Consider the following 24,072-nt stretch of genomic DNA (forward strand, 5'->3'; position numbering starts at 1 on the left):
CCGCCCCAGGCGGGAGGGTGGCGGGTCAGTCCTCGGTGAAGTTGCCGACCTGGGCGCCCGTGGCGGAGGCGTCGCTGGTGGAGCCGCCGGACGGGGTGCTCATGCCACCGGTGGTGGCGTCGCCGGTGGTGGTCGGGGCCACCACGCCCGGATGCCGCTCCGGCTGCCGGGCCAGCCGACGCACGCTGGCCGGGCCGGCGGTGCCGCCGGTGGTGGTGATCGCACCCTGACCACGGGTGGGGCCACCGTCGCGCAGCACCTGTGGGTCGACCGGCACGTGGGCCGGGTCGTCCGGGTCCTCGTCCTGGAGTACCCGGTTCACGTCCGTCTGCGGCGTCGTCACCTCGTCCAGGGCGCCCTCGCCGTACACACCGGCGGTGAGCCGCTCCTCGGCACGGCGGGTGGACTCCCGCATCCTGTCGTCGTCACGCACGTCCATCACCTCGCAGAGATATCGCGGATCGTGCTGCGTGCCCGACGGCCGGCGGGGCAAACCGTCGGCCCCTCGGCGAGGTGGGACGGCGTGCCCCGGGCGGGGCACGCCGCGCGGGCGGCGGCCGGGCCCGGGAAATCCGCCAACTATCCGGGCAGCCGTGGGTGTTACCTCTCCGGACCGCTCGGGTAGACCCAGGGTGCCCCCGCCACAGAACGCGAACCGTGCCGTGGCCGATACGCGGTAGCGGGGCGAGGGAGTGCAGGTACTCATCAAATCCTGAGGAGGACCAGATGAGCACGCAGGCTGCATCCACCAGGGCCGCCAACCGGCCGATGCAGGACATGCCCAACCGCGCCGCCATGAACGAGGCGCCGACCCGTCCGATGCCGATGATGCACGACGGGCACCGGGAGCAGGTGATGCAGGCCCCCGGTACGGAGACCAAGCCGTCGTTCGCGACGACCGAATTCTGGGTCTACGTCGCGTCGGTGATCGGCATGCTGGCCGCGTCGTACCTGGTCGGCAAGAACTCGGTCGGGGTGGACATCTTCCGCGCCCCGCAGGCATGGTTCTTCATCACGCTGCTGACCATCGGCTACCTCGGCAGCCGGGGCCTGGCCAAGGCCGGCAGCAACTTCCGCAGCGGCGAGGAGCGCAAGGCCCGCCACTGACCGACGAGATCACCATCAGCGCGGTGGCCCCCGGGATCCGTCCCGGGGGCCACCGTCGTCGTCACTCGAAGTCGCCGCCCCAGTCCTCGGCGAAGTCACCCTCGACGGCATCCTCGATCATCTCGCCGGCGATCATGCCGCCGGCCACACCGAGCGCCGCGCCGGCGACCATGCCGCCCATGCCGTGCCCCCGGTGGCCGTGGCCGTGCGGGGCGCCGAAGCCGGAGGCGCGCAGGCTGCCGTAGCGGGAGGTGGTCTCCCGCAGCCAGCCGTCGACGACGGACGTCCAGTCGAGCCGGTCGGCGTCGGCGTGCGAGACCTGGTAGCGGCCGAAGGTGTCGTGCCCGGCGCTGAGGAAGCCACCGCGCTTGTCGCACTCCAGGACCACCTCGACACCGTGCGGGGTGGTCACGAAGGTCACCTCCACCTCGGTGATGGTCTGCGCGTACTGCGGCGCGGCGAAGAACTCGATCTCCTGGTAGAACGGCAGCGTCTGCTGGGTGCCCCGGATGTGGCCGCGCTCCAGGTCGGCGACCTTGAACCGGAAGCCGAGCCGCTGGAATGCCTCCAGGATCCGCTCGTGCACCGGCAGCGGGTGGACGTTGACCTGGTCCAGGTCGCTCTTGTCGACCGCCCGGGCGATGGCCAGCTCGGTACGCAGCCCCATCGTCATGCCGTGCAGGCGCTGGCCGTAGACGTCGGTGATCGGGGTCTCCCACGGCACCGGCAGCTGGAACGGGATCGACAGCTGCTGCTTCGCCGCGAGCTGGAGCGGGCCGCTGACCGCCGTCCGCTGGAACTCCATGATGCCGGCGTACTCGGTGTCGCCGCCCTCGATCTCGACCCGGGTCACCAGGGCCACGGTGATCTGCTCGATGTTCGACGCCGCGTCCCCGCCGACCAGGTTCACCTGGCCGTCCAGGGTCAGGCCGGGCCGGGTGTTCGGGTTGGCCAGGACCGTGTCGACGCTGGGCCCACCCACGCCGAACGCGCTCAGCATCTTCTTGAAGACCATCGGAACTCCCGCTTCACGGTGGGCGTGCTCCACCGTGGAGCACGCACGGTTTCCCCGGGCACCCTAGCCGGACCTGCTGGGAACTGCCTGGGAGGCGCGGCCGGGCCAGGTCAGTCGACGTCGACGACGATCAGCTCACCGACCTGCTCGCCGATCTGGCGGCGCCCCTCCGCCGGCAGCCTGCCGTCGGTGACCAGCACGTCCGCCGCCTCCAGCGGGGCGATGGTGGCGATGCCGATGGTCTCCCACTTGGTGTGGTCGGCGAGCACGACCAGCCGGCGGGCGGCGCCGATCAGCCGCCGGTTGACCGCCGCCTCCAGCAGGTTGGGGGTGGTGAAGCCGGTGCGCGGGCTCATGCCGTGCACGCCGAGGAAGAGCAGGTCGACGTTGAGCGAGCCGATCGCCGCCTCGGCCACCGGCCCGGTCAGCGCGTCCGACGGGGTGCGGATGCCGCCGGTCAGCACGACCGTCTGATCGGCGCGGGGGTTCTGGTAGAGCGCGTCGGCGACCGGGATCGAGTTGGTCACCACGGTCAACCCCCGGACCTCCGCCAGCCGGTTGGCCAGCGCGGCGGTGGTCGTACCGGCGGAGAGAGCCACCGCCATCCCGGGTTCGACGAGGCTCGCGGCCCGCTCCACGATGGCCCGTTTCTCCGCCTGCTGGCGGATCGACTTGGCCGCGAAGCCGGGCTCCTCGGCGGAGCCGGGGCCGGCGAGGGTCGCGCCGCCGTGCACCTTGTCGACCAGCCCCCGCTCGGCCAGCACCTCCAGGTCCCGCCGGATCGTCATGTCGGAGACCCCGAAGCGGCTGACCAGGTGGCTGACGCGCACGCCGCCGCGCTGCCGGATCAGCTCCAGGATGGCGCTCTGCCGTTGCTGGGCGAGCATCGAACCTCCTAACCGGGCGGACGGGGAAACAGTACGCAGCTCAGGCCACCGTGGCCGGGTGCGGCTCATTCGCTGGGGTCGCTCCCACGGCTGCCCGCTCCTCCCGGACCACGGCCACCTCACCGGCCGCCACCCGCAGCTCGCCGGCGCAGGGCGTGCCGGTGAGCAGCTCGGTGCCGGCGACGTCCAGGCGGACCTCCGCGTCGGTGTGGTTGACCACGAAGAGCCAGGAGCGGTCCTCGGCACGGCGGCGCACCACCTCCAGCCCGGACGGCGCCCCGGCCACCGGGGGGCGCGCCCCGGACTCGGCGAGCAGCCGGGCCACCAGGCGGTCGGTGGCCGCCTCGTCCAGCCGGGTGCCGACGTACCAGGCCGCGCCGGCGCCGACCCGGTGCCGGGTCAGAGCCGGCACACCGGGCAACGGCCCGTCGGTGTACGAGGCGAGCACCTCGGCGCCCTCCGGGTGCAGCCACTCGGTCCAGACGTCGGCGGTGGCGCCGTCGTCGAGGCGTACCGCCTCGCCGTGGCGCAGCGGGAAGAACTCCTCGGTACGGATGCCCAGCAGCTCGCGGAACGCGCCCGGGTAGCCGCCGAGCCGGATGTGGTCGTGCTCGTCGACGATCCCGCTGAAGTACGTCACCAGCGCGGTGCCGCCGGCCTCGACGTACCGGTGCAGCGCCTCGGCGTCGGCGTCGCGCACCAGGTAGAGCGTGGGCACCAGGACCAGCTTGTAGCGACTGAGGTCGGTCGACGGGTGCACGACGTCGGTGGTGACGCCGGCCCGCCACAGCGAGCGGTACAGCGCCTCGACCCGGTCGGCGTAGGTGACGTCGACGCTGGGGTGCGAGTCGAGTTCGACGCCCCACCACGCCTGGAAGTCGAACAGGATCGCCACCTCGGCCTCGACCCGGCTGCCCCGCACCTCGGCGAGGGCCTTCAGGTCGGCGCCGAGCCGGCAGACCTCGCGGAAGACCTTGGTGTCCGGGCCGGCGTGCGGCACCAGCGCGGAGTGGAACTTCTCCGCCCCCGCCCGGGAGGCCCGCCACTGGAAGAAGAGCACCCCGTCGGCGCCGCGCGCGACGTGGGCGAGGCTGTTGCGGCGCAGCTGGCCGGGGGTCTTGGCGACGTTGCGGGGCTGCCAGTTCACCGCGCTGGTGGAGTGCTCCATGAGCAGCCACGGGTCACCGCCGGCCACGCCCCGGGTGTGGTCGGCGGCCAGCGCCAGCCCGAGGTGCGACTGCGGGTCGGCGGCGGTCAGGTAGTGGTCGTTGGAGACCACGTCCACGTCGGTGGCCCAGGAGTGGTAGTCCATGTGCTTGATCCCGGTGCCGATCATGAAGTTCGTGGTGACCGGCTGGTGGACCAGCCGTTTCAGCACCTCGCGCTCGGCGCGTAGCTGGGCGCGCTGCTCGTCGGAGGAGAAGCGCAGGAAGTCCAGCTGCTGGGTCGGGTTGGCGAAGGTCGGCGCGGTGCGCGGCGGGTTGATCTCGTCCCAGTCGTGGTAGCGCTGGCTCCAGAAGGTGGTGCCCCAGGCGTCGTTGAGCCGCTCCAGGTCGCCGTAGCGCCCGCGCAGCCAGCCGCGGAACGCCTGGGCGCTGACGTCGCAGTAGCAGTGCACGTTGTGGCAGCCCAGTTCGTTGGAGACGTGCCACATCACCACGGCGGGATGCCCGGCGTACCGGCGGGCGACCGCCTCGACCAGGGCGAGCGAGCGCTCGCGGAAGATCGGCGAGCTGGGGCAGTACGCCTGCCGGCCGCCGGGCCACAGCACCGTCCCGTCGGCGGTGCGGGGCAGCGTCTCGGGGTGCCGGTGGGCCAGCCACGGTGGCGGGCTGGCGGTGGCGGTGGCCAGGTCGACGTGGACGCCGCCGTCGTGCAGGACGTCGAGGGCCCGGTCCAGCCAGCCGAACTCGTACCGGCCGGGGGCCGGTTCGAGCAACGCCCAGGTGAAGATCCCGACCGAGACCAGGTCCACGCCGGCCTGTCGCATCAGCGCCACGTCCTCGGCCCAGACCTCCTCGGGCCACTGCTCCGGGTTGTAGTCCGCGCCGTAGTAGATGCCGTCGCCCTGCCAGGTGCCCTGCTGTCGCATGAGAGCAGAGCGTGCCCCTCCCGGCCCGCCAAGTCAACACTTTCCAACATCACCGAAGTTTCCAACGTTTACCACCGAGACTGCGTTGGAAACACTGCGGTATCGATCCCAACCTGCCCTCTTGACAGCGCCGCGCGGAGGGGTAGCTTCAACCGCCACCGGCAGTTTGTGTTTGCCAATGTTGGATCTCGGTGAGATCCGTGTTGGCATTCGCGGACACCGGCCCCCGCCACCTCTGACGACCCTTGGGCGCAGCACCTCTTCATCCGCAGGAGGCACCATGTCCCGTCCCCGTACCGAGGCCGAGTACCTGGCCCGACTCGTTCCGCCGTCCGTCGCCGGCATCGGGCGCCGTCGTCTGCTCGCCGGCACGGCCGGCGCGGGCGCGCTGCTCGGCACCGGCCTGCTGGCCGGCTGCGGCTCCGACTCCGAGTCGGGCGCCGACAGCAAGACCGTCTCGGTCGGCTCGAACCAGTCCGACCCGAACCCGAAGGCGGTCATCGCCAAGGTGATGGACGGGTTCAAGACCTCGTCCGGCATCGAGCCCGCCATCAACACGGTGGACCACAACACCTACCAGGAGAACATCAACAACTACCTGCAGGGCAAGCCGGACGACGTGTTCATGTGGTTCGCCGGCTACCGGATGCGGTTCTTCGCGGCCAAGGGCCTGGCCGGCGACGTCAGCGACGTCTGGGGCAAGCTCTCCGGCTACTCCGACGCCTTCAAGAAGGCGTCCACCGGCGACGACGGCAAGCAGTACTTCGTGCCGAGCTCGTACTACCCGTGGGCGATGTTCTACCGCAAGTCGGTGTGGCAGCAGCGCGGCTACCAGGTGCCGAAGACGCTCGACGAGCTCAACGCCCTCGGCGCGCAGATGAAGAAGGACGGCCTGAACCCGATCGCCTTCGCCGACAAGGACGGCTGGCCGGCGATGGGCACCTTCGACATCCTCAACCTGCGCATCAACGGCTACCAGTTCCACGTCGACCTGATGGCCGGCAAGGAGGCCTGGACCTCCGACAAGGTCAAGAAGGTCTTCGACTCCTGGCGGGGCCTGCTCCCGCTGCACCAGCCCGACAGCCTGGGCCGCACCTGGCAGGAGGCCGCGCAGTCGTTGCAGCAGAAGAAGTCCGGCATGTACCTGCTCGGCCTCTTCGTCGCCCAGCAGTTCAGCAACGACGAGCAGGACGACCTGGACTTCTTCACCTTCCCCGAGATCGACCCGGCGATCGGGGCCAAGGCCCTGGACGCGCCGATCGACGGCTACATGATGGCCCGCAAGCCGAAGTCCGAGGCGAACGCCAGGAAGCTGCTGGAGTACGTGGGCTCCAAGGAGGCCGCGGACATCACGGTGAAGAACGACCCGAGCACCCTGGTCGCCAACAGCGGCGCCGACACCAGCGGCTACACCGCGCTGCAGAAGAAGGCGGCCGAACTGGTCGGCTCGGCCACCGAGATCGCCCAGTTCCTCGACCGGGACACCCGCCCGGACTTCGCCTCCACTGTGATCATCCCGGCGCTCCAGCAGTTCATCAAGAACCCCAACGACGTCGACGGACTGGTCAACAGCATCGAGAACCAGAAGAAGTCGATCTTCACCAGCTGACGGCGAGAGGGGGAGGACCGCCGTGTCCGACCTGCCCCTGATCCAAGCGGATCGCGCCGTGCCGTCGCCGGCTGCGACCACCACCTCCACGGGTGGTGGTCGCGGCCGCCGGCTACGGCTCCTGTCCCGCACCGACCGCGTGGTGATCACGCTGATGGTGCTCGTACCACTGCTGCTGGTGGTCGGCCTGGTCTGGCTGCCGGCGCTGGCCACCGTCGCGCTCTCCGGCACCAACTGGGACGGCATCGGCCCCCTTAGCGAGATCGAGTGGGTGGGCGGCCGCAACTACTCCGACGTGGTCAACATCTATCCGCCGTTCGTGCCGGCGATCCAGAACAACCTGCTGTGGCTGGCGGCGCTCTTCGTGGTCGCCACCCCGATCGGCATGTTCCTGGCCGTCCTGCTCGACAAGGAGATCCGGGGCAGCCGCTTCTACCAGACGGCGCTCTACCTGCCGGTGGTGCTCTCGCTGGCGCTGATCGGCTTCGTCTGGCAGCTGATCTACTCCCGCGACCAGGGCCTGCTCAACGCCGTCCTGGGCACCCAGACCGACTGGTACGGCGATCCGGACGTCAACATCTGGGCGGTGCTCTTCGCCGCCGGCTGGCGGCACGTCGGCTACATCATGCTGCTCTACCTGGCCGGGCTGAAGGGCGTCGACCCGTCGCTGCGGGAGGCCGCGTCGGTCGACGGCGCCTCGGAGGCCAGCACGTTCTTCCGGGTGGTCTTCCCGGTGATGCGGCCCATCAACATCATCGTGCTGGTGGTGACGGTGATCGAGTCGCTGCGGGCGTTCGACCTGGTCTGGGTCATCAACAAGGGACGCAACGGGCTGGAACTGATCTCCGCCCTGGTCACCTCGAACGTGGTCGGTGAGGCCAGCCGGATCGGCTTCGGCTCGGCGCTGGCGACGATCATGTTGATCATCTCGCTGGTCTTCATCACCGTCTACCTGGCCGTCGTCATGAGGGAGGACCGGCGATGAGCGCCACGACGTTGACCCGTGAGCCGGGGGCCGGCGCGCCCACGCCCCGCCGGGCGCCGCTGCGACCCGCCCGGGTGGTGCTGCACGTGTTCCTGGGCGCGATGGCGCTCGGCTGGCTCTTTCCGATCGTCTGGGCGGTGCTCACCTCGCTGCGGTCGTACGACTACACCGCCGCCAACGGGTACGTCTCCCTCGGCGGCTGGACGTTCGACAACTACGTGACCGCCTGGCGGACCGCGGAGTTCGGCCAGCACTTCCTCAACTCGCTGTACATCACCGTCCCGGCGGTGCTGCTGACGCTCTTCCTCGCCTCCTGCGTGGCGTTCGTGATCGCCCGGTTCAGCTGGAAGCTCAACATCATCCTGCTCGGCCTCTTCACCGCGGCGAACCTGCTGCCCCAGCAGGCCCTGCTGATCCCGCTGTTCCGGATCTTCACCGAGGTGCCGCTGCCGGCGTTCATGAGCGACTCGGAGCTGCTCTACGACAGCTACTGGGGGCTGATCCTGGTCAACGTGGCCTTCCAGTGCGGCTTCTGCGTCTTCGTGCTCAGCAACTACATGAAGGCGCTCCCCCGCGACCTGTACGAGGCGGCGATGGTCGACGGGGCGAGCATCTGGCGGCAGTACTGGCAGGTCACCATGCCGCTGTGCCGGCCGGCCCTGGCGGCGCTGGCCACCCTGGAGGTGACCTGGATCTACAACGAGTTCTTCTGGGCCACCGTGCTGATGCGCACCGGCGACAAGTTCCCGGTGACCAGTTCGCTGAACAACCTGCGTGGCGAGTTCTTCACCGACAACAACCTCGTCTCGGCCGGCTCGGTGCTGGTCGCGATCCCCACCCTGGTGGTCTTCTTCCTGTTGCAGAAGCAGTTCGTCCGGGGCCTGACCCTGGGAGCGTCCAAGGGATGACGATCGTCCACCTGCGCCGCGCGCGGACCGGCCTGGTGCTCGACGCGCGCGGCGAGGGCCTGCCCCGGGTCGTGCACTGGGGCGCCGACCTCGGGCCGGTGCCCGCCGACGACCTGCCCGCCCTGGTCGCGGCGACCGTCCCGCCGGTGGTGCCGAGCAGCTTCGACGCGCCGACCGTGCTGTCGCTGCTGCCCGAGGCGAGCGCCGGCTGGAGCGGCCGGCCCGGGCTGGCCGGGCACCGCGACGGGCGGGACTGGTCCACCGCCTTCCGGCTCGACGGGATCGACGTGGTCGACGACGCCCCGGCGCACCGGCCGGGTGAGTCCTCGGGCGGGAGCACCGCGGGCCGGGGCGACGGTCAGGTGGCCACCCCGCAGCCGGGCCACCCGGCCGCCGACGGTGACGCGGTGGTCGTATCCGATGCCGACGGTGCCGGGGACGGGCCCGGCGCGGCGCGGGTGACGGTGCGGGCGTCGGACCCGGCCGCCGGGCTGACGCTGACCGTCGAGATCACGCTGGACCCGGCGGGCCTGCTGACGCTGCGGCACCGGCTGCGCAACGACGGCGAGCGCCCCTACGAGCTGCGTGAGCTGACGCCGGTGCTGCCGGTGCCGGCGGTCGCCACCGAACTGCTCGACCTGACCGGCCGCTGGTGCCGGGAACGCGCGCCGCAGCGGCATCCGTGGCCGATGGGCGCCTGGGTCCGCGAGGGCCGGCACGGGCGGACCGGACACGACGCGACGCTGCTGCTGGTGGCGGGCACCGCCGGCTTCGGCTTCGGCCACGGCGAGCTGTGGGCGGTGCACACCGCGTGGAGCGGCGACCACGTGACCGTCGCCGAGCGCCGCCCGACCGGAGAGTCCACCCTGGGCGGCGGCGAACTGCTCACGCCCGGCGAGATCGTGCTCGCCCCCGGCGAGGAGTACGCCACTCCCCTGCTCTACGCGGTGCACTCGACCGCCGGGCTGGACGGGCTCAGCGACGTGCTCCACACCCACCTGCGGGCCCACCCCGAGCACCCCCGCACACCCCGGCCGGTCACCCTCAACGTCTGGGAGGCGGTCTACTTCGACCACGACCTGGACCGGCTGACGGCCCTCGCCGACCGGGCCGCCGAGGTGGGCGTGGAACGGTTCGTCCTCGACGACGGCTGGTTCCGCGGCCGGCGCCACGACCGGGCCGGGCTCGGCGACTGGCACGTCGACGACGAGGTCTGGCCGGACGGGCTGCAACCGCTCATCGACCACGTACGCGGGCACGGGATGCAGTTCGGGCTCTGGGTCGAACCGGAGATGGTCAACCCCGACTCGGAGTTGTTCCGCGCCCACCCCGACTGGGTGCTCCAGGCCCCCGGGCGGCTGCCGCCCGAGTGGCGGCACCAGCAGGTGCTCGACCTGGCCCACCCGCAGGCGTACGCGCACCTGCTCGACCGCCTCGACACGCTGCTGGCCGGGCACCCCGGCATCGCGTACCTGAAGTGGGACCACAACCGGGACCTCACCGAGGCGGGGCACGCCGGCCGGCCCGGGGTGCACGCGCAGACCGTCGCCGTGTACCGGCTGCTGGACGAGCTGCGCCGCCGGCACCCGGGGGTGGAGATCGAGAGCTGCTCCTCCGGCGGGGCCCGGGTCGACCTGGAGATCCTGCGCCGCACCGACCGGGTCTGGGCCAGCGACTGCAACGACGCCCTGGAGCGGCTGTCGATCCAGCGCTGGACCGGGCTGCTGCTCCCGCCGGAGCTGGTCGGCACCCACATCGGACCGGAACGCTCGCACACCACCCACCGGGTGCACGACCTGGGCTTCCGCGCGGTCACCGCGCTCTTCGGCCACCACGGCATCGAGTGGGACATCGGCTCGATCAGCGCCGCCGACCGGGCCGAGCTGGCCGCCTGGGTGGCGCTGCACAAGCGGCTGCGCCCGCTGCTGCACGCCGGCCGGGTGGTCCGGGTCGACCACCCGGACCCGGCCGTGCAGGCGCACGGCGTCGTCGCCCACGACCGCTCCCACGCGGTGTACGCCGTGTCCCGGCTGACCACCTCCGCCGCGCAGGTCCCCGGGGCGGTCCGGCTGCCCGGGCTCGACCCGTCCCGCCGGTACGCCGTGCGCCTGCCCGAGGACGCGCCGGAGCCGGCGGTGCTGCAGCTGACCGAACCGGGCTGGCTGCCGGCGGGCGTGACGCTCGGCGGGGCGGCGCTCGGGTCGGTGGGGCTCCAACTGCCGGCCCTGCACCCGGAGCAGGCCCTGCTGCTGGAGGCCGTCGCGGTCGACTGAGGGCGTGCGTCGCACGACTACGGGCACGGTCCCGCCATGACCGCCGACGTGCAGCGAGACAGGCGCAGCTTGATCATCCCGGCATCCCGTTCCGCCGTCGCGTCACGCCACTAACGTGTGCTGGGTGAGCCCCGACATGATCGAGGTGCTCGGTGACGTGGGCGAGCGCCGCAGCGCGGGGCGGCTGGTCCGCTTGGTGGCGTTCGCCCGGGCCAACGACCTGGCGGTCGAGCCGGAGGCACCGGCACGGCTGCTGCCGGGCTCGATCTTCGTCCCGAATCCCCACGCCCGCACGATGCACCGGGTGCAGTGGCCGGCCGGTGGCCTGTCCTTCGAAGTAGCCACGCACACCCGGCAACCACGTGGTCAGGGGATGCTGCTGGTGCGTCTCCTCGCGGCCCACCTGGACGTGGAGCCTCCCCGGCTCACCTTCCGTCCCGGCCGCCGGGGCGGGGTGCAGCCCGCCGCCATCGTCGGCACCGACGTCTTCGAGGGTGAGAAGTTCGCGCTGTTCGCACGTACCTCCGAGCACGCCGGTGCCCGCGTGTTCATGACCGACGAGCTGGTCGCGCTGCTCAACGAGCACGATCGGCCGGCGAGCGCCGAGGTCGTCGACGGCTGGTTCTTCGCCTATTTCCGAAGCCATGACGAACTCGACGAGCGAGGGTGGCGGCAGGCCTTCGCGGTGGCGGAGGCGGTCGTGCGGGCACGTGACGCGTACCGGGCCTGGGAGGAGTCCCGCCGATCCGGCGAGTGAGCCCGTCTCGGCGGTCCCGTAAGGCCCGCGGCCACAGCCGATGCGGGCCTCCTCGGGGTCGTACCCGGAAGGGTGGTGGCCGGGTCCGCGCGGACCCGGCCACCGGTGGGGGTGCTCAGCTCGCGGCGCAGGTCACCGCGGGGACGGAGTTGGTGCCGTTCCAGCTGCCGATGAAGCCGAAGCTGGTGCTCGCGCCGGCGCCGAGCCGGCCGTTGTAGTCGACGTTGCGGGCGGTGTACGAGGACCCGCTGCCGCTGACCGTGGCGTTCCAGGACTGGCTGACCGACTGACCGTTGGCGAAGGTCCACTTCGTCGTCCAGCCGGTGATGGCGGCGCTGCCGGCGGTCACCCTGACCTCGCCCTGGAAGCCGCCCTGCCACGAGTTGACGATGGTGTAGGTGGCGGTGCAGCCACCGCTGGGCGGCGGCGTGGTGGGTGCCGGGGAGGTGGGTGCCGGAGAGGTCGGCGCGGGCGAGGTGGGGGCCGGGCTGGTCGGCGGGGTGCTGCCGTAGACCGACGCCTCCCGGGCGGTCTGCTTGATCCCGTTCGGGCCGTTGAAGATCCGCTGGCCCCAGCTGCTCAGGTTGTTCGGGTCGAAGTTGACGGCCATGTCCAGGTACTCGACGCCGCCGCCGTTGCCGCTCCACGACCAGCCCAGGTAGCCGATCCCGTTGGCCTGGCTGTACGACAGGATGGCGTCCTCGTCGGGGTTGCCGTCGGAGTGGTTGTGGCCGAACTCGCCGACCACGATGGGCAGTCCGGCGCTGCGGAACCGGCCCAGGTAGTCGCTGACCTCGGCGGCGGTGTCGAAGACGCCGTACATGTGGATCGAGAAGACGGTGTTCTTCTGCGGGTCGGCGTTGAACACCGAGGCGGCGTTGTCGCGCATGGTGAAGGACCAGTCCTGGCCCCAGTTGGGGGCGTCCACCATGATCGTGTGGGAGATGCCGTTGGCGCGCAGCCGCTTGATCGCGTTGGCGGTGTCGGTGGCCCAGGTGCCGTAGCCCTGGTTGCCGTACGGCTCGTTGCCGATGTTGACGATGACGTACTTCTCCTGGCCCTGCAGGGCGCTGGCGATGCTGAGCCAGTAGTCGACCGCGCGGTCCAGGGTGATCGCGCCGCTCTGCTCGCCGTAGCCGGTGGTGTCGTGCACCTCCAGCACGCAGATCAGCCGGTTGGCCTTGCACAGGGAGATCACGTTGCTGACGTCGGCGGCGCTGTTCTTCGTCCAGCGGTCGCCGCTGGCCAGCACCACCCGGACGGTGTTCGCGCCGAGGGCCTTGATGTTGGCGAAGGAGCTGGTCTGCTGCGGGTACCAGGTGTGCGCGTGGTTGACGCCGCGCATGACGAACTCGGCCCCGTTGGCGTCGTAGAGCTTGCCGCCGGAGACGGTGAACCCGGCCGCGGCGTGCGCCGGTTGGCCGAAGGCGAAGACGGCGGCGAGGGCGGTGAGCAGGGCAACGCCGGCGACCCAGAGTCGCTTTCTCATGGTTTTCCTCAGGAAGTGTCGACCCCGTGCCCTGGTGGGGTGAGTGGTGGTGACGGTGGCGGACGGCTGTAGCCCGGCAGCCGCCGCCCGACTCCCCGGTCGCGCAGGGATCAGCGTAGGACGATGGGTCGGGGAAAGCAACCGGTTAAGTTCGCCACCTGTTCACCAGGGATCTCCTGTGGCGGCCCACGCCGACCGTGGGCCGCCACAGGGGCGGTCATCCCCACCACAGGATGTGACGCCGCCGGTCTGAACCGGTTAAGCGGGACCCTAGACCGGGCCCGTGCCTGCGTCAAGGATCCACCTGCGGCGAGCCGCCGTCGGAGCGGCAGGACGCGCGAACCGGACAGCAGGGTTGGCCACCGCCGGTCGGGGTATCCGGTGACGATCGCCGGGCGGAAGGAGACAACCAGCATGGTCAACGTCGGCTACACCCTGATGTGCGAGCAGGCCGGTCCGAAACAGCTGGTCGACTACGCGGTGCGGGCGGAGGCGGCCGGCTTCGACCAGCTGGTGATCTCCGACCACTACTACCCGTGGCTGGACTCGCAGGGCCACTCCCCGTACGCCTGGTCGGTGCTCGGCGCGGTCGCGCACGCCACCGGCCGGGCCGAACTGATGTCCTTCGTGACCTGCCCCATCCGCCGCTACCACCCGGCCGTCGTCGCCCAGAAGGCCAGCACCGTCGGGGCGCTCTCCGACGGCCGGTTCACCCTCGGCCTGGGCGCCGGGGAGAACCTCAACGAGCACGTCGTCGGCGCGTGGCCACACGTGCAGCAGCGGCACGAGATGTTCGAGGAGGCATTGCAGATCATCCGGCCGCTGCTCAACGGCGAGACGCTCAGCTTCTCGGGCAACCACTACGACGTGCCGGAGGCGTACGTCTGGGATCGTCCTGATCGACCCGTGCCGATGGCCGTCGCCGCCTCCGGGCCGTCGTCGGCCGCGCTCGCCGCCGAGTACGCCGACGGCATCGTCGCCACCGAGCCCGACCCCCGGATCATCCAGCTCTACGACGACGCGGGCGGCGTCGGCCAGCCCCGCTACGGCCAGGTAGCGATCTGCTACGGCCCCGACGAGGCCGAGTGCCGCAAGATCGTGCACGACCAGTTCCGCTGGTTCGGAATGGGCTGGAAGGTCAACGCCGACCTGCCCGCACCGGAGGCGTTCGCCGCCGCCACCCAGTACGTCCGCGAGTCCGACGTCGCCGAGGGCATCACCTGCGGCCCGGACGTGGACGCCCACGTCGAGGCGTTCAAGAAGTTCGTCGACGCCGGCTTCACCCACGTGGCGATCGTGCAGGTGGGCGGCGACAGCCAGCCGATGTTCCTGGACTGGGCGCAGGAGGAACTGCTGCCCCGACTGCGCGAACTGTGAGACCGACCGCGTCGGGACGCGCCGCACCCCGACCCAGCGCTCCGGGGCGCTTCGGAGCCTCGGAACTGCGGCTCGCCCTGGCCGCGCCCCGGCCCGCCGCCGGCCTGACCAGCGAGTGGCGGCTGATCGACGGGCTGCGTGCGCACACCCGCCGGGCGGCCGACCCGGGCGGCGACGCTCCCCCGGTGGTGCTGGTGCACGGGCTGGCCGTCTCGCACCGCTACCTCACCCCGCTGGCCGTCGCGCTGTCGGCCACCCATCCGGTGTACGTGCCGGACCTGCCCGGCTTCGGGCTGACCGAACGGCCCGGTCGGGCGTACGACGCCCGGCAGCACGCCGCGTTCCTGGCGTCCTGGCTGGCCGCGTACCGGCTGCCGCCGGTCTGCCTGGTCGGCCACTCGTTCGGCGCGGAGGTCGCCGCCGCGCTGGCCGCCCGCCGGCCCGACGCGGTACGCGCCCTGGTGCTCGCCGGCCCGACCAGCGACCCGGCCGCCCGGTCCCGCCGGGGGCTGTTCGGCCGCTGGCTGGTCGACACCGTGCGGGAAGCGCCGTTGCAGGCGCCGATCCTGCTGCGCGACGTGTGGGACGCCCGCCCCTGGCGGGTGTACGCCACCCTCGCCCACTCGGTCCACCACCCGGTCGAGGAGGACCTGGTCCGGGTCACCGCGCCGACCCTCGTGGTGACCGGGTCCCGCGACCCCGTCGTACCGCCGGCCTGGCGCTCCCAGGTGGCCCGGCTGGTCCCCCGCGCCCACCCGCTGGCCGTGCCCGGCGCCGCGCACAACGTCGCGACCACCGCGCCCCGCGAGGTGGCCGACGCGATCCGCACCCTGCTCGCCCCGACCCTGACGAGGTAACCCATGCGTATCGGCAACACGGAGATCCGGCCCGCCGGTGGTGGCCTCGGCTGCCTGCTGATGATCCTCTTCTCGGTCCTCGCCTCGGTGGTGCTGACCGTCCTGCTCAACCTCGTGCTCTGAGCCGGGTCCAGCCGGGTCCAGCCGGGTCAGGCCGGGTCCAGCTCCAGCTCCGCGACGACCGGGTAGTGGTCCGAGGCGTGGTCGGCGTCCCCGCCACGCACCACCCGCACCTGCCGGGTGAGGGCGGCGACCCGCGTGGTGCCGAGCAGGTAGTCCAGCCGCATCCCGGAGAACTCCGCCCCGCCGTGCCGGGTCGGCACGGTCAGCCCGTCGGCGTCGGTGGCGGCGCCGGCCCGCAGCGGCCAGAGGTCGACCAGGCCGGCCGCCAGCAGCCGGGACACCGCGCGGGTGTCGACGGTACGGCCGTCGCGGCGCAGGTGGCGACGGCGGTAGTGCGCCGGCAGGCCGGCCAGCCGGGCGGTGTGGTCGACGGCCGGGTCGAGGGTGTTCAGGTCACCGGCGAGCAACGTCAGCTCCCCACCGGCACGCCGGACGGCCGCCGCCAGCCAGTCGGCCTCCAGCCGCCGCCGGCCCCCCGAGTACGGACTCAGGTGGGTGCTGAACACGGTCAGCGGTCCCGCCGAGGTGTCCACGACGACGCGGGCGGCGGCGTGGTGGAAGGGGCGGCGCACCCGGCCGGCGTGGCGCACCCGCAGCGGCGGGCGGACCAGCACGGCGACGGGCTGCCCGAAGCAGGACCGGGCCAGGTGGGGACGCATCCCCACCCGGCCCGCGACGTCGGCGAGCAGCCCGCCCCGGTCGAGGTCGCGCAACTCCTGCAGCGCCAGCAGGTCGGGGCGCTCGGCGGCGACCAGGCCGGTCACCAGGCCCAACCGGTCGGCACCGCCCCGGTCCCGACCGCCGGTCCTGATGTTCCAGCTCATCACCCGCAGCACGGTCGACCCGTCAGTCCGCCCGGCCGGCCTTGGCCAGCTCGTCGTCCAGCTCGCCGACCTGCTCGGACTCGATGGCCGGCCGGTTGCCCTCGCGCAGGTCCTCGTTGGGTCGGACCACCCAGTAGAGCAGTCCGATCCAGAGCGCGCTGAGCAGGATCGCGCCCATGAAGTCGGTCGGATGGTGCATGCCCCGGTACATCCGGGAGACCGCCACCCCCACCGGCATGATCACCGCGAGCGCCACGAAGATCCACCGCCACCACCGGTCGGTGCGCGGGAAGACGATCAGCGTGACGGCGAGCCATACGCAGATCGTGGCGGCGATGTGCCCGGACGGGAACGACGAGGTCGGCATCGGGCCGTCCAGGTTGCCCACCGGCGGGCGCGGCCGGTCCACCGCCGCGGCGGAGGCGAGGAAGAGGCTCAGCTCGCCGAACATGGCCAGCGCCACGAAGAGCACCGGACGCCAGCGCCGCCACACCGCGAGCACCAGCGGGCAGAAGACCAGCGAGATGAGCAGGATGGCGTGGGTGTCGCCGGCCTTGCTCCACCAGTAGCTGAAGTCGTCCCGGCCCGGGGTGCGGTGCTCGGCGAACCAGCGCGGCACGTCGGTGTCGAGGGTGGCGAAGAAGGTGCCGCCGGCGTAGTAGCTGACGAACATGCCGAAGCCGTACAGCGCGCCGAGCACCAGCACCCAGCCGACCAGCAGCTCGAAGACGGCGGCCCGGGGGTGCGGCAGCAGGTGCGCCTCGTCGGGGGCGGGCGCCACCTCGTGCGCGGCCTCCGGCTCCAGCCCTTCGGTCAGCGACGGGACCCGCCGGCCGCGCTCCAGCCGCCACAGCCGGAAGGCGTACGCGGTGACGCCGAGCCAGGCCGCGCCGAGCAGCCAGGCCCCGAGCACGTCGGAGACGAAGTGCACGCCCAGCGCGATGCGGGTCAGGCCGATCAGGAACACGAGCGTGGCGACCAGGGCGATCGCCGGCTTGCGCCAGCGGCGGGACATCGCCGGCAGGAAGACCAGCAGCAGCGCCCCGTACGCGACGAAGGAGCCCAGAGCGTGCCCGCTGGGGAAGCTGTCCCCGGCGTAGGTGCCGATCGGCACCTCCACCTCGGGGCGCAACCGGTCGACCAGGGTCTTGAGCGCCGGGTCGAGGATCAGCGCGCCGAGGCCGGTGACGATCAGGAAGACCGCGAGGCGGCCCTGCCGACGGATCAGCAGGCCGATCACGGCGACCGAGACCAACCAGATGATCACCGCCCGGCCGCCCAGGTCGGTGAGGGCGTTGAGCACGGTGACCAGCGGCCCGTGCGGGGCGACCAGGTCGTTGAGCCAGGCGGCGACGCCGTGGTCGACGTCGTAGAGCGGGGTCCACCGGACCCGGACCAGCACGAGCAGCAGACCGAATCCGACGCCGGCGCCGAGCACCAGCGCCAGACCGGCGAGCGTCCGCTCGGTGAAATGACCAAGGGGTCGTCGCAACACCTCTTTGACCGCGCTCACGGCAGCCTCCCTCTCGCTCCTGGCGAGGCGCAGTACCCGATCGGCGTTCCGCGTACACTCCGGGCACGTTCCGGGCGCACTCCGGGTCAGAGCGAGGTCATGTCACCGGTGTCGTAGAGCGCCTCCCGCTCGGCCTCGGGCTCCCAGAGGTCGGGTTGGGCCGGCTCCCGCACCCCGATCCGCATCGCCTCCAACTGGGCCGCGAAGGCCAGGCCACCGAAGAGCGCCATGCCGGTCAGGTTGGCCCAGAGCAGCAGGGCCATCATGCCGGCCAGCGCGCCGTAGGTCTGGCCGAACCCGCCGCCGAACTTCACGTACGCGGCGAGCAGCAGGCTGGCCAGCCACCACAGGGCGGTGGCGATGCCGGCGCCGAAGAAGAGCCAGGACAGGCCGGGCTGGTTGCGTCGGGGCGCGTGCCGGAAGATCACCGCCACGGCGAGCACGGTCAGCCCGAGGCTCAGCGGCCAGCGGACGACGTCCCAGGCGCCGGCGGCGAGGTCGCCCCACTCGTAGTGCCGCTCGACGGAGTCGCCCATCGCCCCGCCGCCGACCAGGATGAGGAAGCCGGCCAGCGCCGGCAGGCCGGCGGCCACGGCGAGGATCGCGGCCCGGACGTACTTCCACAGCGCGGGCCGGTCGCGCTCCACGCCGTAGATCCGGTTGGCGCCGCGTTCGATCTGGGCCATGGTGGCGGTGAGCGCGACCAGCCCGGTGAGCAGGCCGAGGCTCAGCGCCACCTCACCGGCCCGCTCGACGCGGTCGCCCTCGCCGAGCAGTTCGCGGACCACCTCCTCGCTCTGGCCGGGGGTGAGGGCCAGCACGGTGTCCGCGACGACCTGACCGCCCTCCTCCACGCCCAGCTCGGTGATGAGGCCGGTCAGCGCGATCATGAAGGGCACCACGGCGAGGCAGAGCTGCAACGCGAAGGCCCGGGAGTGGCTGAAGCCGTCGCCGTAGCGGAACCGGATGAACGCGTCGCGCAGCAGGCACCAGCCGCCGTGGCGGCGCAGGGTGTGCCAGGCGTCGTCGGCGGAGAGTTCCTCCTCCGACATCAGCCGGGTCTCGGGGACGAGTCTGGTGCTACTCACGGCGCGCCTCCTCGACCAGCTTCTCGCCGCGCCTCGCCGCCGCGTCGGCGTCCACCGTGAGGTCCGGGGCCCGCTCGGGTCGCGGCACGCAGAGCCAGAGCGACTCGGGCCGGACCTCGGCCTTGAGCGAGCGCCCCGGTTCGATCAGGTCGCCGTCGAGCTGCCGGGGCTGGGCCCGGTTGCTGGTGATCTCCACCCGGCGGGCGCGGAAGACCTCCATCCGGGGCACGCTGCCGCGGCGGCGCACCAGCGCCCACCCCATCGCGAGCCAGTGCCGCAGCGTACGGGGGGTGAGCACGGCCACGTCGAGCCAGCCGTCGTCCGGCTCGGCGTCGGTGAGCAGGCGCACCCCGCCCTGGAGCCGGCCGACGTTGGCGATCAGCACCGAACGGGCGCGGCGACGCAGCGGTGGCTCGTCGTCGATGGCGACGGTGACCCGCATTGGTCGGTCCCGCAGGTGCTTGGCGGCCCCGACGACGTACGCCGGCCAGCCGATCCGCGCCTTCGTGGTCTCCGAGGTGTCCTGGAGCATCTGGGCGTCGAAGCCCATTCCGGCCATCACGGCGAAGTACTGGTCACCGACCGCGCCGACGTCGAGCCGGCGCATGCCGCGCTCGACGGCGACCTCCAGCCCGGCGGCCAGGTCGTTGGAGAGGCCCAGGTTGGCGGCGAGCAGGTTGCCGGTGCCCTGGGGCAGCACGGCCAGCGCCGCGTCGGTGCCGACCAGCCCACTCACGCAGGCCATCACGGTGCCGTCGCCGCCGCAGGCGAAGACGACCCGGGCCCCGTCGCGCACGGCCTGCTCGGTCTGTCCCCGGCCCGGGTCCTCGGCCGTGGTCTCGTACCAGACCGGCTGCGGCCAGCCGGCGGCGGCCAGGGCGTCGTTCACCGTCCGGCGGAACTCGTCGAGATCGGTCACCTTGGTGGGATTCACCACCACCGCCGAGCGCGGCGCGCGGTCGTCAGCGGTCACCGGGCGCTTGTCATCTCCACCATCCACGGCGCAAGTGTGCAGCAACTCGGGCCGGTCAGCGAGCCGACGGCGACCGACGTTGCAATCACCGCAATCAGGTTTCAGGGCGGGCGGGACCGGTCGGCGCGCCCGCCCGCGGACGGCTGACCGGTCCCGCCCGGGTCGGGGCGCTCCGCGTCGGCGCCGGACCCGGCTCAGGCCGCCGTGCGCAGCGCCGTCTCGACCCGGCGGCGCAGGTCGTCCAAACTCAGCCCGGCCTCGGTGAGCACCAGCGCGGCCGGCCCGCCGCCCTCGCGGAGCAGCCCGAGCAGGAGGTGTTCGGTGCCGATGTGGCGGTGGCGCAGCCGCAGGGCCTCGCGCAGGGAGAGTTCCAGCACCTTGCGGGCCCGGGGCGAGAAGCGTCCCCCGTCGTGGCGCCGCAGACCCCAGCGGCGGCGGGGCGCCGGGGCGGCCTCGCGCAGCGCGTCCGGGCCGAAGGACTCCTCTATCCGGGCGACGATCGCGGAGAGGTCGATGCCGATCTGCCGCAGCGCCGCCGCGTCGGCCTCGCCGAGTCCGCTGGCCCCGGACGCGGTGTGCCGGGCGACCCGGGCGCGCAGGTCGGCGGCGTTCGCCCCGGCCTGGGCCAACACCCGGGTGGCGAGCGCGTCGCCGTCGGCCAGGACGGCCAGCAGCAGGTGCTCCGTGCCGACCGGACCCCGCCCGTCGGCGCGGGCCTCGTCGAGCGCGCGGTGGACCACCGCGCGGGCCCGGTCGGTGAACCGTTCGAACATCACGCCTCCCCACTGCTTCGGACCGCCGGTCGCCCGGCGTGCTTCTTGTGGACCGCCTGCCGGCTGACCTCGAGCGCGTCGGCGATCTCCTGCCAGGACCAGCCCTGTCGACGGGCGTTGTCCACCTGGACCACCTCCAGCCGCTCGAGGAGCCGGCGCAGGGCGAGCACCGCGCGGAGCCCGACCCGGGGGTCGGTGCTGCCGGCTGCCGCCGCGAGTTCCGTCGCCTGACTCATGCCGTCAACCTACGTTGACACATCCCGTCGTGTCAACCCCGGTTGACGCAACCGGCTTGCCGTACCATCGACGGTTGTCACCGCCGAACTGCGGTGGCAGCGGGACCAGGACACGCGCCACCGGCATGCGGGCTCATGCCGGCGATCGGCGCGCCGGTCCCCCGCCGGCCCTCCCGGCCACGACGGGCGCATCCCCACCTTCCGGAAGGACACCCGTATGCGCGCGATCAGGACGCGCCCGCTGACCGGCCTCGCCGTACTGACCCTGGCCGCCGTCGCCGCGGTCGCCCCGCTCACCCCCACCCCGGCCGCCCACGCCGCCGACCCCGTCGTGGTGCTGAGCAGCACCTTCGAGGACGGCACCACCGAGGGCTGGCGGGCCCGAGGCGGCGAGAGCGTGACGCCCAGCACCGCCGCCGCGCACTCCGGCGCCGGCAGCCTGCTGACCACCGGCCGGACGCAGAGCTGGCAGGGTCCCACCCGGGACCTGCTCGCCCAGCTGCAGAAGGGCACCCGCTACACGTTGTCGGTCCACGTCCGGCTCGCCGCCGGGGAACCCGCCACCCGGGCCCGGCTCAGCGTCCAGCGCGACACCGGCGGCACCGCCGCGTACGACCAGGTGGTCGGCGCGACCCCGGTCACCGCCGACGGATGGGTCGCGCTGACCGGCACCTACACCCTGGCGCACGACGTGGACGCCCTGTCGGCGTACGTGGAGACCGCCGACGGCACGGCCGCGCTGCACATCGACGACTTCACCCTGTCGTACGTCCCGGCGAAGCCCGTGCAGACCGACATTCCCGCCCTGCGCGAGGTGCTCGCCGACGACTTCCCGATCGGCGCGGCGATCGGCATGCCGCAGATCATCGGGAACCACGCCACCCTGCTGCGCCGGCACTTCGCCTCGGTCACCCCCGGCAACGCGCTCAAGTGGGACGCCACCGAGCCGGTGGAGGGGCAGTTCCGGTTCGCCGACGCCGACGCCCTGGTCGGGTTCGCCGCCGACAACGGGATGGCGGTGCGCGGGCACACCCTGCTCTGGCACCAGCAGACCCCGGCCTGGGTCTTCACCGACGCGACCGGCGCGCCGATGACCCCGACCGCCGCCAACAAGGAGCTGGTGCTCAGCCGGCTGGAAGGGCACATCCGCACCGTGGTGGGCCGCTACGGCGACACCATCGACACCTGGGACGTGGCCAACGAGGTGATCGACGAGAGTCAGGCCGACGGACTGCGCCGCAGCCGGTGGTACGAGCTGACCGGGCTGGACTACCTGCGCACCGCGTTCCGGGTGGCCCGGGAGGTGGCCCCGACGGCGAAGCTCTACGTCAACGACTACAACACCAACGTGCCGGCCAAGCGCGACAAGCTGTACGCGCTGGTCGCCCAGCTGCGGGCCGAGGGGGTGCCGGTCGACGGGGTGGGGCACCAGATGCACGTCAACGTCGCCTGGCCGTCGATCGCCGAGACCGAGGCGATGCTGCGGACCTTCGTCCCGCTCGGGGTGGAGCAGCAAATCACCGAGATGGACGTGAGCATCTACACGGACGACTCCCAGTCGTACCCGAGCCCGCCGGCGGAGCTGCTGCGCACCCAGGCGCTGCGCTACCGGGACCTGTTCGCCCTGTACCGCCGCTACGCCGACGAGATCACCTCGGTGACCCTCTGGGGGCTCGCCGACGACGACACCTGGCTGGACAGCTTCCCGGTCGCCCGCAAGGACGCGCCGCTGCTCTTCGACACCGAGTTGCAGGCCAAGCCGGCGTACTGGGGGGTCGTCGACCCGTCCCGGATCGACCCCACCCCGTCCCCCACGGTCTCGCCCTCGCCGACCGGCAGCCCGTCGCCGAGCCCGACGCCCACCGGCACGCCGACACCCACCCCGACCGGCACGGGCGGCACCGGCGTCTTCTCCTGCCGGGTGCAGTACGCGGTGACCGGCCAGTGGCCCGGCGGCTTCCAGGCCGCGGTGAAGGTCACCAACACCGGCGACCGTCCGTTGACCGGCTGGACGCTGCGCTGGTCGTTCCCGGACGGCCAGCGGATCACCCAGTTGTGGAACGGCACGTACCGGCAGGAGGGCGCGACGGTCGAGGTCGGCAACGCGGCCTGGAACGGTCGGCTCGCCCCGGGCCCGGGCGTGGACGTCGGCTTCCTCGCGGGGTGGAGCGGCGCGAACGGCCGTCCCGGCGCCTTCCAGGTCGACGGCACGCCCTGCACGGTCGACTGACCGGCCGCCGGGTGTCCGCCGACACGATCGGCGGACGCCCGGCAGGTGGCCCCGCCGGTGTTACCGTCCGCAGGTGTTCCGTCGCCGCTCCGCCGATCCGCCCGTCGAGGCCGCGCGCCGGTCGACCGTGGGCCGGCTCTGCCTGGAGTTCGCCGGCGGCACCGTGGTCGGCAACCGTTACCGGGCCAACTTCGACGTGCTGCACCTCGACGCGGAACTGCCGCTCGTGGTGGTCGCCGACGGCATGGGCGACGGCGAGGGCAGCCGGACCGCCGGCGCCACCGCCACGACGACCCTCATCGAGCAGGTCCGCGCCGGCTGGCCGGCCGTCGGGGCGCGCGAGCTGCGCGGTGCGGTGGCCGAGGCGCAGGTCCGGGTACGCCGGGCCGGCGCGGGGCTGGCCGAGCTGACCGGCTGCACGCTGACCGCCCTGCTCGCCGAGCCGGACGGTGAGCAGGGCTGGGTCGTCCAGCTCGGCGACTCACGGGCGTACCGGCTGCGCGACGGCGTCCTGGAGCTGGTGACCGTCGACCACACCATGGCCTGGCTGGGGTTGCTGCACGGGTGGTGGCCGGCGAACTCCCCGGAGGCGGCCCGGGCCCGCTACCAGCTCCTGCGCTACGTCGGCCACCCGGACCGGCCCGAGGCCGACGTGTTGGCGGTCCCGCTGCGCCCCGGCGACACCTGGCTGCTCTGCACCGACGGGGTGAGCGACCAACTCGACTACCACCGGCTGCGGGAGCTGCTCGCCGAGCCGGACCCGGCGCAGGCGGTGCGGGCCGTGCTCGCGGCCACCCTCGCCGAGGGCGGCGACGACAACGCCACCGCCGCCGTCCTGCGGGTCCACTCCGCCTCCTGACCTCCGGAACGCGCGCCTTCCCCTGCCGCTGCCGGCCTTACCGCGCCACCTCGCGGGTCAGGACCGTCAACCCATCCACACCTGGCAGCTCGACCTT

Annotated in this window: 21 protein-coding genes; 10 read left to right on the forward strand and 11 right to left on the reverse strand. The window is 72.6% G+C overall.

Features of this window, described 5'->3' with window-relative positions:
* Window positions 1–25: 25 nt before the first annotated feature.
* Window positions 26–433: a hypothetical protein gene (locus tag ACPFP2_RS28025; RefSeq protein ID WP_424092964.1), complete on the reverse strand. Its 408-nt coding sequence runs from the start codon at window positions 431–433 to the stop codon at window positions 26–28.
* A gap of 293 nt (window positions 434–726) precedes the next feature.
* Here ACPFP2_RS28025 and ACPFP2_RS28030 point away from each other — a divergent pair, with 293 nt between their 5' ends.
* Window positions 727–1,107 (forward strand): hypothetical protein, encoded by a 381-nt coding sequence (locus ACPFP2_RS28030; protein ID WP_424092965.1) that lies wholly within the window; start codon window positions 727–729, stop codon window positions 1,105–1,107.
* Window positions 1,108–1,168: 61 nt separating this feature from the next.
* Here the strand turns inward: ACPFP2_RS28030 and ACPFP2_RS28035 are convergent, their stop codons facing one another.
* The 3 genes from ACPFP2_RS28035 to ACPFP2_RS28045 form a co-directional block, all read right to left on the reverse strand.
* Window positions 1,169–2,122, reverse strand: coding sequence for a sporulation protein (locus ACPFP2_RS28035; RefSeq protein WP_424092967.1), 954 nt, complete (start codon window positions 2,120–2,122; stop codon window positions 1,169–1,171).
* 110 nt (window positions 2,123–2,232) lie between these two features.
* Window positions 2,233–3,009 carry a DeoR/GlpR family DNA-binding transcription regulator gene (locus tag ACPFP2_RS28040; RefSeq protein ID WP_424092969.1) on the reverse strand — a complete coding sequence of 259 codons (777 nt, stop codon included), beginning with the start codon at window positions 3,007–3,009 and terminating at the stop codon, window positions 2,233–2,235.
* A 40-nt stretch (window positions 3,010–3,049) separates the two neighbouring features.
* Entirely contained in the window at window positions 3,050–5,101 is a 2,052-nt protein-coding gene (locus ACPFP2_RS28045) for a beta-galactosidase (protein ID WP_424092971.1), read from the reverse strand.
* Between the two features lie 280 nt (window positions 5,102–5,381).
* Here ACPFP2_RS28045 and ACPFP2_RS28050 point away from each other — a divergent pair, with 280 nt between their 5' ends.
* The 5 genes from ACPFP2_RS28050 (at window position 5,382) to ACPFP2_RS28070 (ending at window position 11,633) form a co-directional block, all read left to right on the forward strand.
* Window positions 5,382–6,710, forward strand: coding sequence for an ABC transporter substrate-binding protein (locus tag ACPFP2_RS28050; RefSeq protein ID WP_424092973.1), 1,329 nt, complete (start codon window positions 5,382–5,384; stop codon window positions 6,708–6,710).
* Between the two features lie 22 nt (window positions 6,711–6,732).
* A complete protein-coding gene (locus ACPFP2_RS28055; RefSeq protein ID WP_424092975.1) occupies window positions 6,733–7,695 on the forward strand; it encodes a carbohydrate ABC transporter permease in 963 nt (320 codons plus the stop codon).
* Window positions 7,692–8,603, forward strand: a complete 912-nt coding sequence (locus tag ACPFP2_RS28060; RefSeq protein ID WP_424092976.1) for a carbohydrate ABC transporter permease — start codon at window positions 7,692–7,694, stop codon at window positions 8,601–8,603. Before ACPFP2_RS28055 ends, ACPFP2_RS28060 begins: the two co-directional genes overlap by 4 nt.
* A complete protein-coding gene (locus tag ACPFP2_RS28065; RefSeq protein ID WP_424092978.1) occupies window positions 8,600–10,876 on the forward strand; it encodes an alpha-galactosidase in 2,277 nt (758 codons plus the stop codon). The genes ACPFP2_RS28060 and ACPFP2_RS28065 overlap by 4 nt, the downstream gene beginning before the upstream one ends.
* Window positions 10,877–11,000: 124 nt before the next feature.
* Entirely contained in the window at window positions 11,001–11,633 is a 633-nt protein-coding gene (locus tag ACPFP2_RS28070) for a hypothetical protein (protein WP_424092979.1), read from the forward strand.
* Between the two features lie 115 nt (window positions 11,634–11,748).
* Here the strand turns inward: ACPFP2_RS28070 and ACPFP2_RS28075 are convergent, their stop codons facing one another.
* A complete protein-coding gene (locus tag ACPFP2_RS28075) occupies window positions 11,749–13,122 on the reverse strand; it encodes a cellulase family glycosylhydrolase (protein ID WP_424092981.1) in 1,374 nt (457 codons plus the stop codon).
* 414 nt (window positions 13,123–13,536) lie between these two features.
* Between ACPFP2_RS28075 and ACPFP2_RS28080 the strand changes: the two genes are divergently transcribed.
* Window positions 13,537–14,499, forward strand: a complete 963-nt coding sequence (locus ACPFP2_RS28080; protein WP_424092982.1) for a TIGR03557 family F420-dependent LLM class oxidoreductase — start codon at window positions 13,537–13,539, stop codon at window positions 14,497–14,499.
* On the forward strand, window positions 14,496–15,356 hold the full coding sequence (locus ACPFP2_RS28085; RefSeq protein WP_424092984.1) for an alpha/beta fold hydrolase: 861 nt from the start codon (window positions 14,496–14,498) through the stop codon (window positions 15,354–15,356). The genes ACPFP2_RS28080 and ACPFP2_RS28085 overlap by 4 nt, the downstream gene beginning before the upstream one ends.
* 149 nt (window positions 15,357–15,505) lie before the next feature.
* Here the strand turns inward: ACPFP2_RS28085 and ACPFP2_RS28090 are convergent, their stop codons facing one another.
* From ACPFP2_RS28090 to ACPFP2_RS28115, 6 genes are all read right to left on the reverse strand, one after another.
* Window positions 15,506–16,315 carry an endonuclease/exonuclease/phosphatase family protein gene (locus ACPFP2_RS28090; RefSeq protein ID WP_424092986.1) on the reverse strand — a complete coding sequence of 270 codons (810 nt, stop codon included), beginning with the start codon at window positions 16,313–16,315 and terminating at the stop codon, window positions 15,506–15,508.
* A 10-nt stretch (window positions 16,316–16,325) separates the two neighbouring features.
* Window positions 16,326–17,816, reverse strand: coding sequence for a phosphatase PAP2 family protein (locus tag ACPFP2_RS28095; RefSeq protein ID WP_424092987.1), 1,491 nt, complete (start codon window positions 17,814–17,816; stop codon window positions 16,326–16,328).
* 86 nt (window positions 17,817–17,902) lie between these two features.
* A complete protein-coding gene (locus ACPFP2_RS28100) occupies window positions 17,903–18,904 on the reverse strand; it encodes a YihY/virulence factor BrkB family protein (RefSeq protein ID WP_424092989.1) in 1,002 nt (333 codons plus the stop codon).
* Complete coding sequence (locus tag ACPFP2_RS28105; RefSeq protein WP_424092990.1) at window positions 18,897–19,904, reverse strand: diacylglycerol/lipid kinase family protein; 1,008 nt, start codon at window positions 19,902–19,904, stop codon at window positions 18,897–18,899. The genes ACPFP2_RS28100 and ACPFP2_RS28105 overlap by 8 nt, the downstream gene beginning before the upstream one ends.
* A 167-nt stretch (window positions 19,905–20,071) precedes the next feature.
* A complete protein-coding gene (locus tag ACPFP2_RS28110) occupies window positions 20,072–20,650 on the reverse strand; it encodes a Clp protease N-terminal domain-containing protein (protein WP_424092992.1) in 579 nt (192 codons plus the stop codon).
* Window positions 20,650–20,886 carry an HTH domain-containing protein gene (locus ACPFP2_RS28115; protein ID WP_088978156.1) on the reverse strand — a complete coding sequence of 79 codons (237 nt, stop codon included), beginning with the start codon at window positions 20,884–20,886 and terminating at the stop codon, window positions 20,650–20,652. Before ACPFP2_RS28115 ends, ACPFP2_RS28110 begins: the two co-directional genes overlap by 1 nt.
* A 217-nt stretch (window positions 20,887–21,103) precedes the next feature.
* On the opposite strand from ACPFP2_RS28115, the gene ACPFP2_RS28120 reads away from it, so the two are divergent.
* Complete coding sequence (locus ACPFP2_RS28120) at window positions 21,104–23,116, forward strand: endo-1,4-beta-xylanase (protein ID WP_424092994.1); 2,013 nt, start codon at window positions 21,104–21,106, stop codon at window positions 23,114–23,116.
* Between the two features lie 73 nt (window positions 23,117–23,189).
* A complete protein-coding gene (locus ACPFP2_RS28125) occupies window positions 23,190–23,975 on the forward strand; it encodes a PP2C family protein-serine/threonine phosphatase (protein WP_424092996.1) in 786 nt (261 codons plus the stop codon).
* Window positions 23,976–24,072: the final 97 nt, after the last annotated feature.

Source organism: Micromonospora citrea, assembly GCF_049629545.1.
Lineage (GTDB): Bacteria > Actinomycetota > Actinomycetes > Mycobacteriales > Micromonosporaceae > Micromonospora > Micromonospora citrea_A.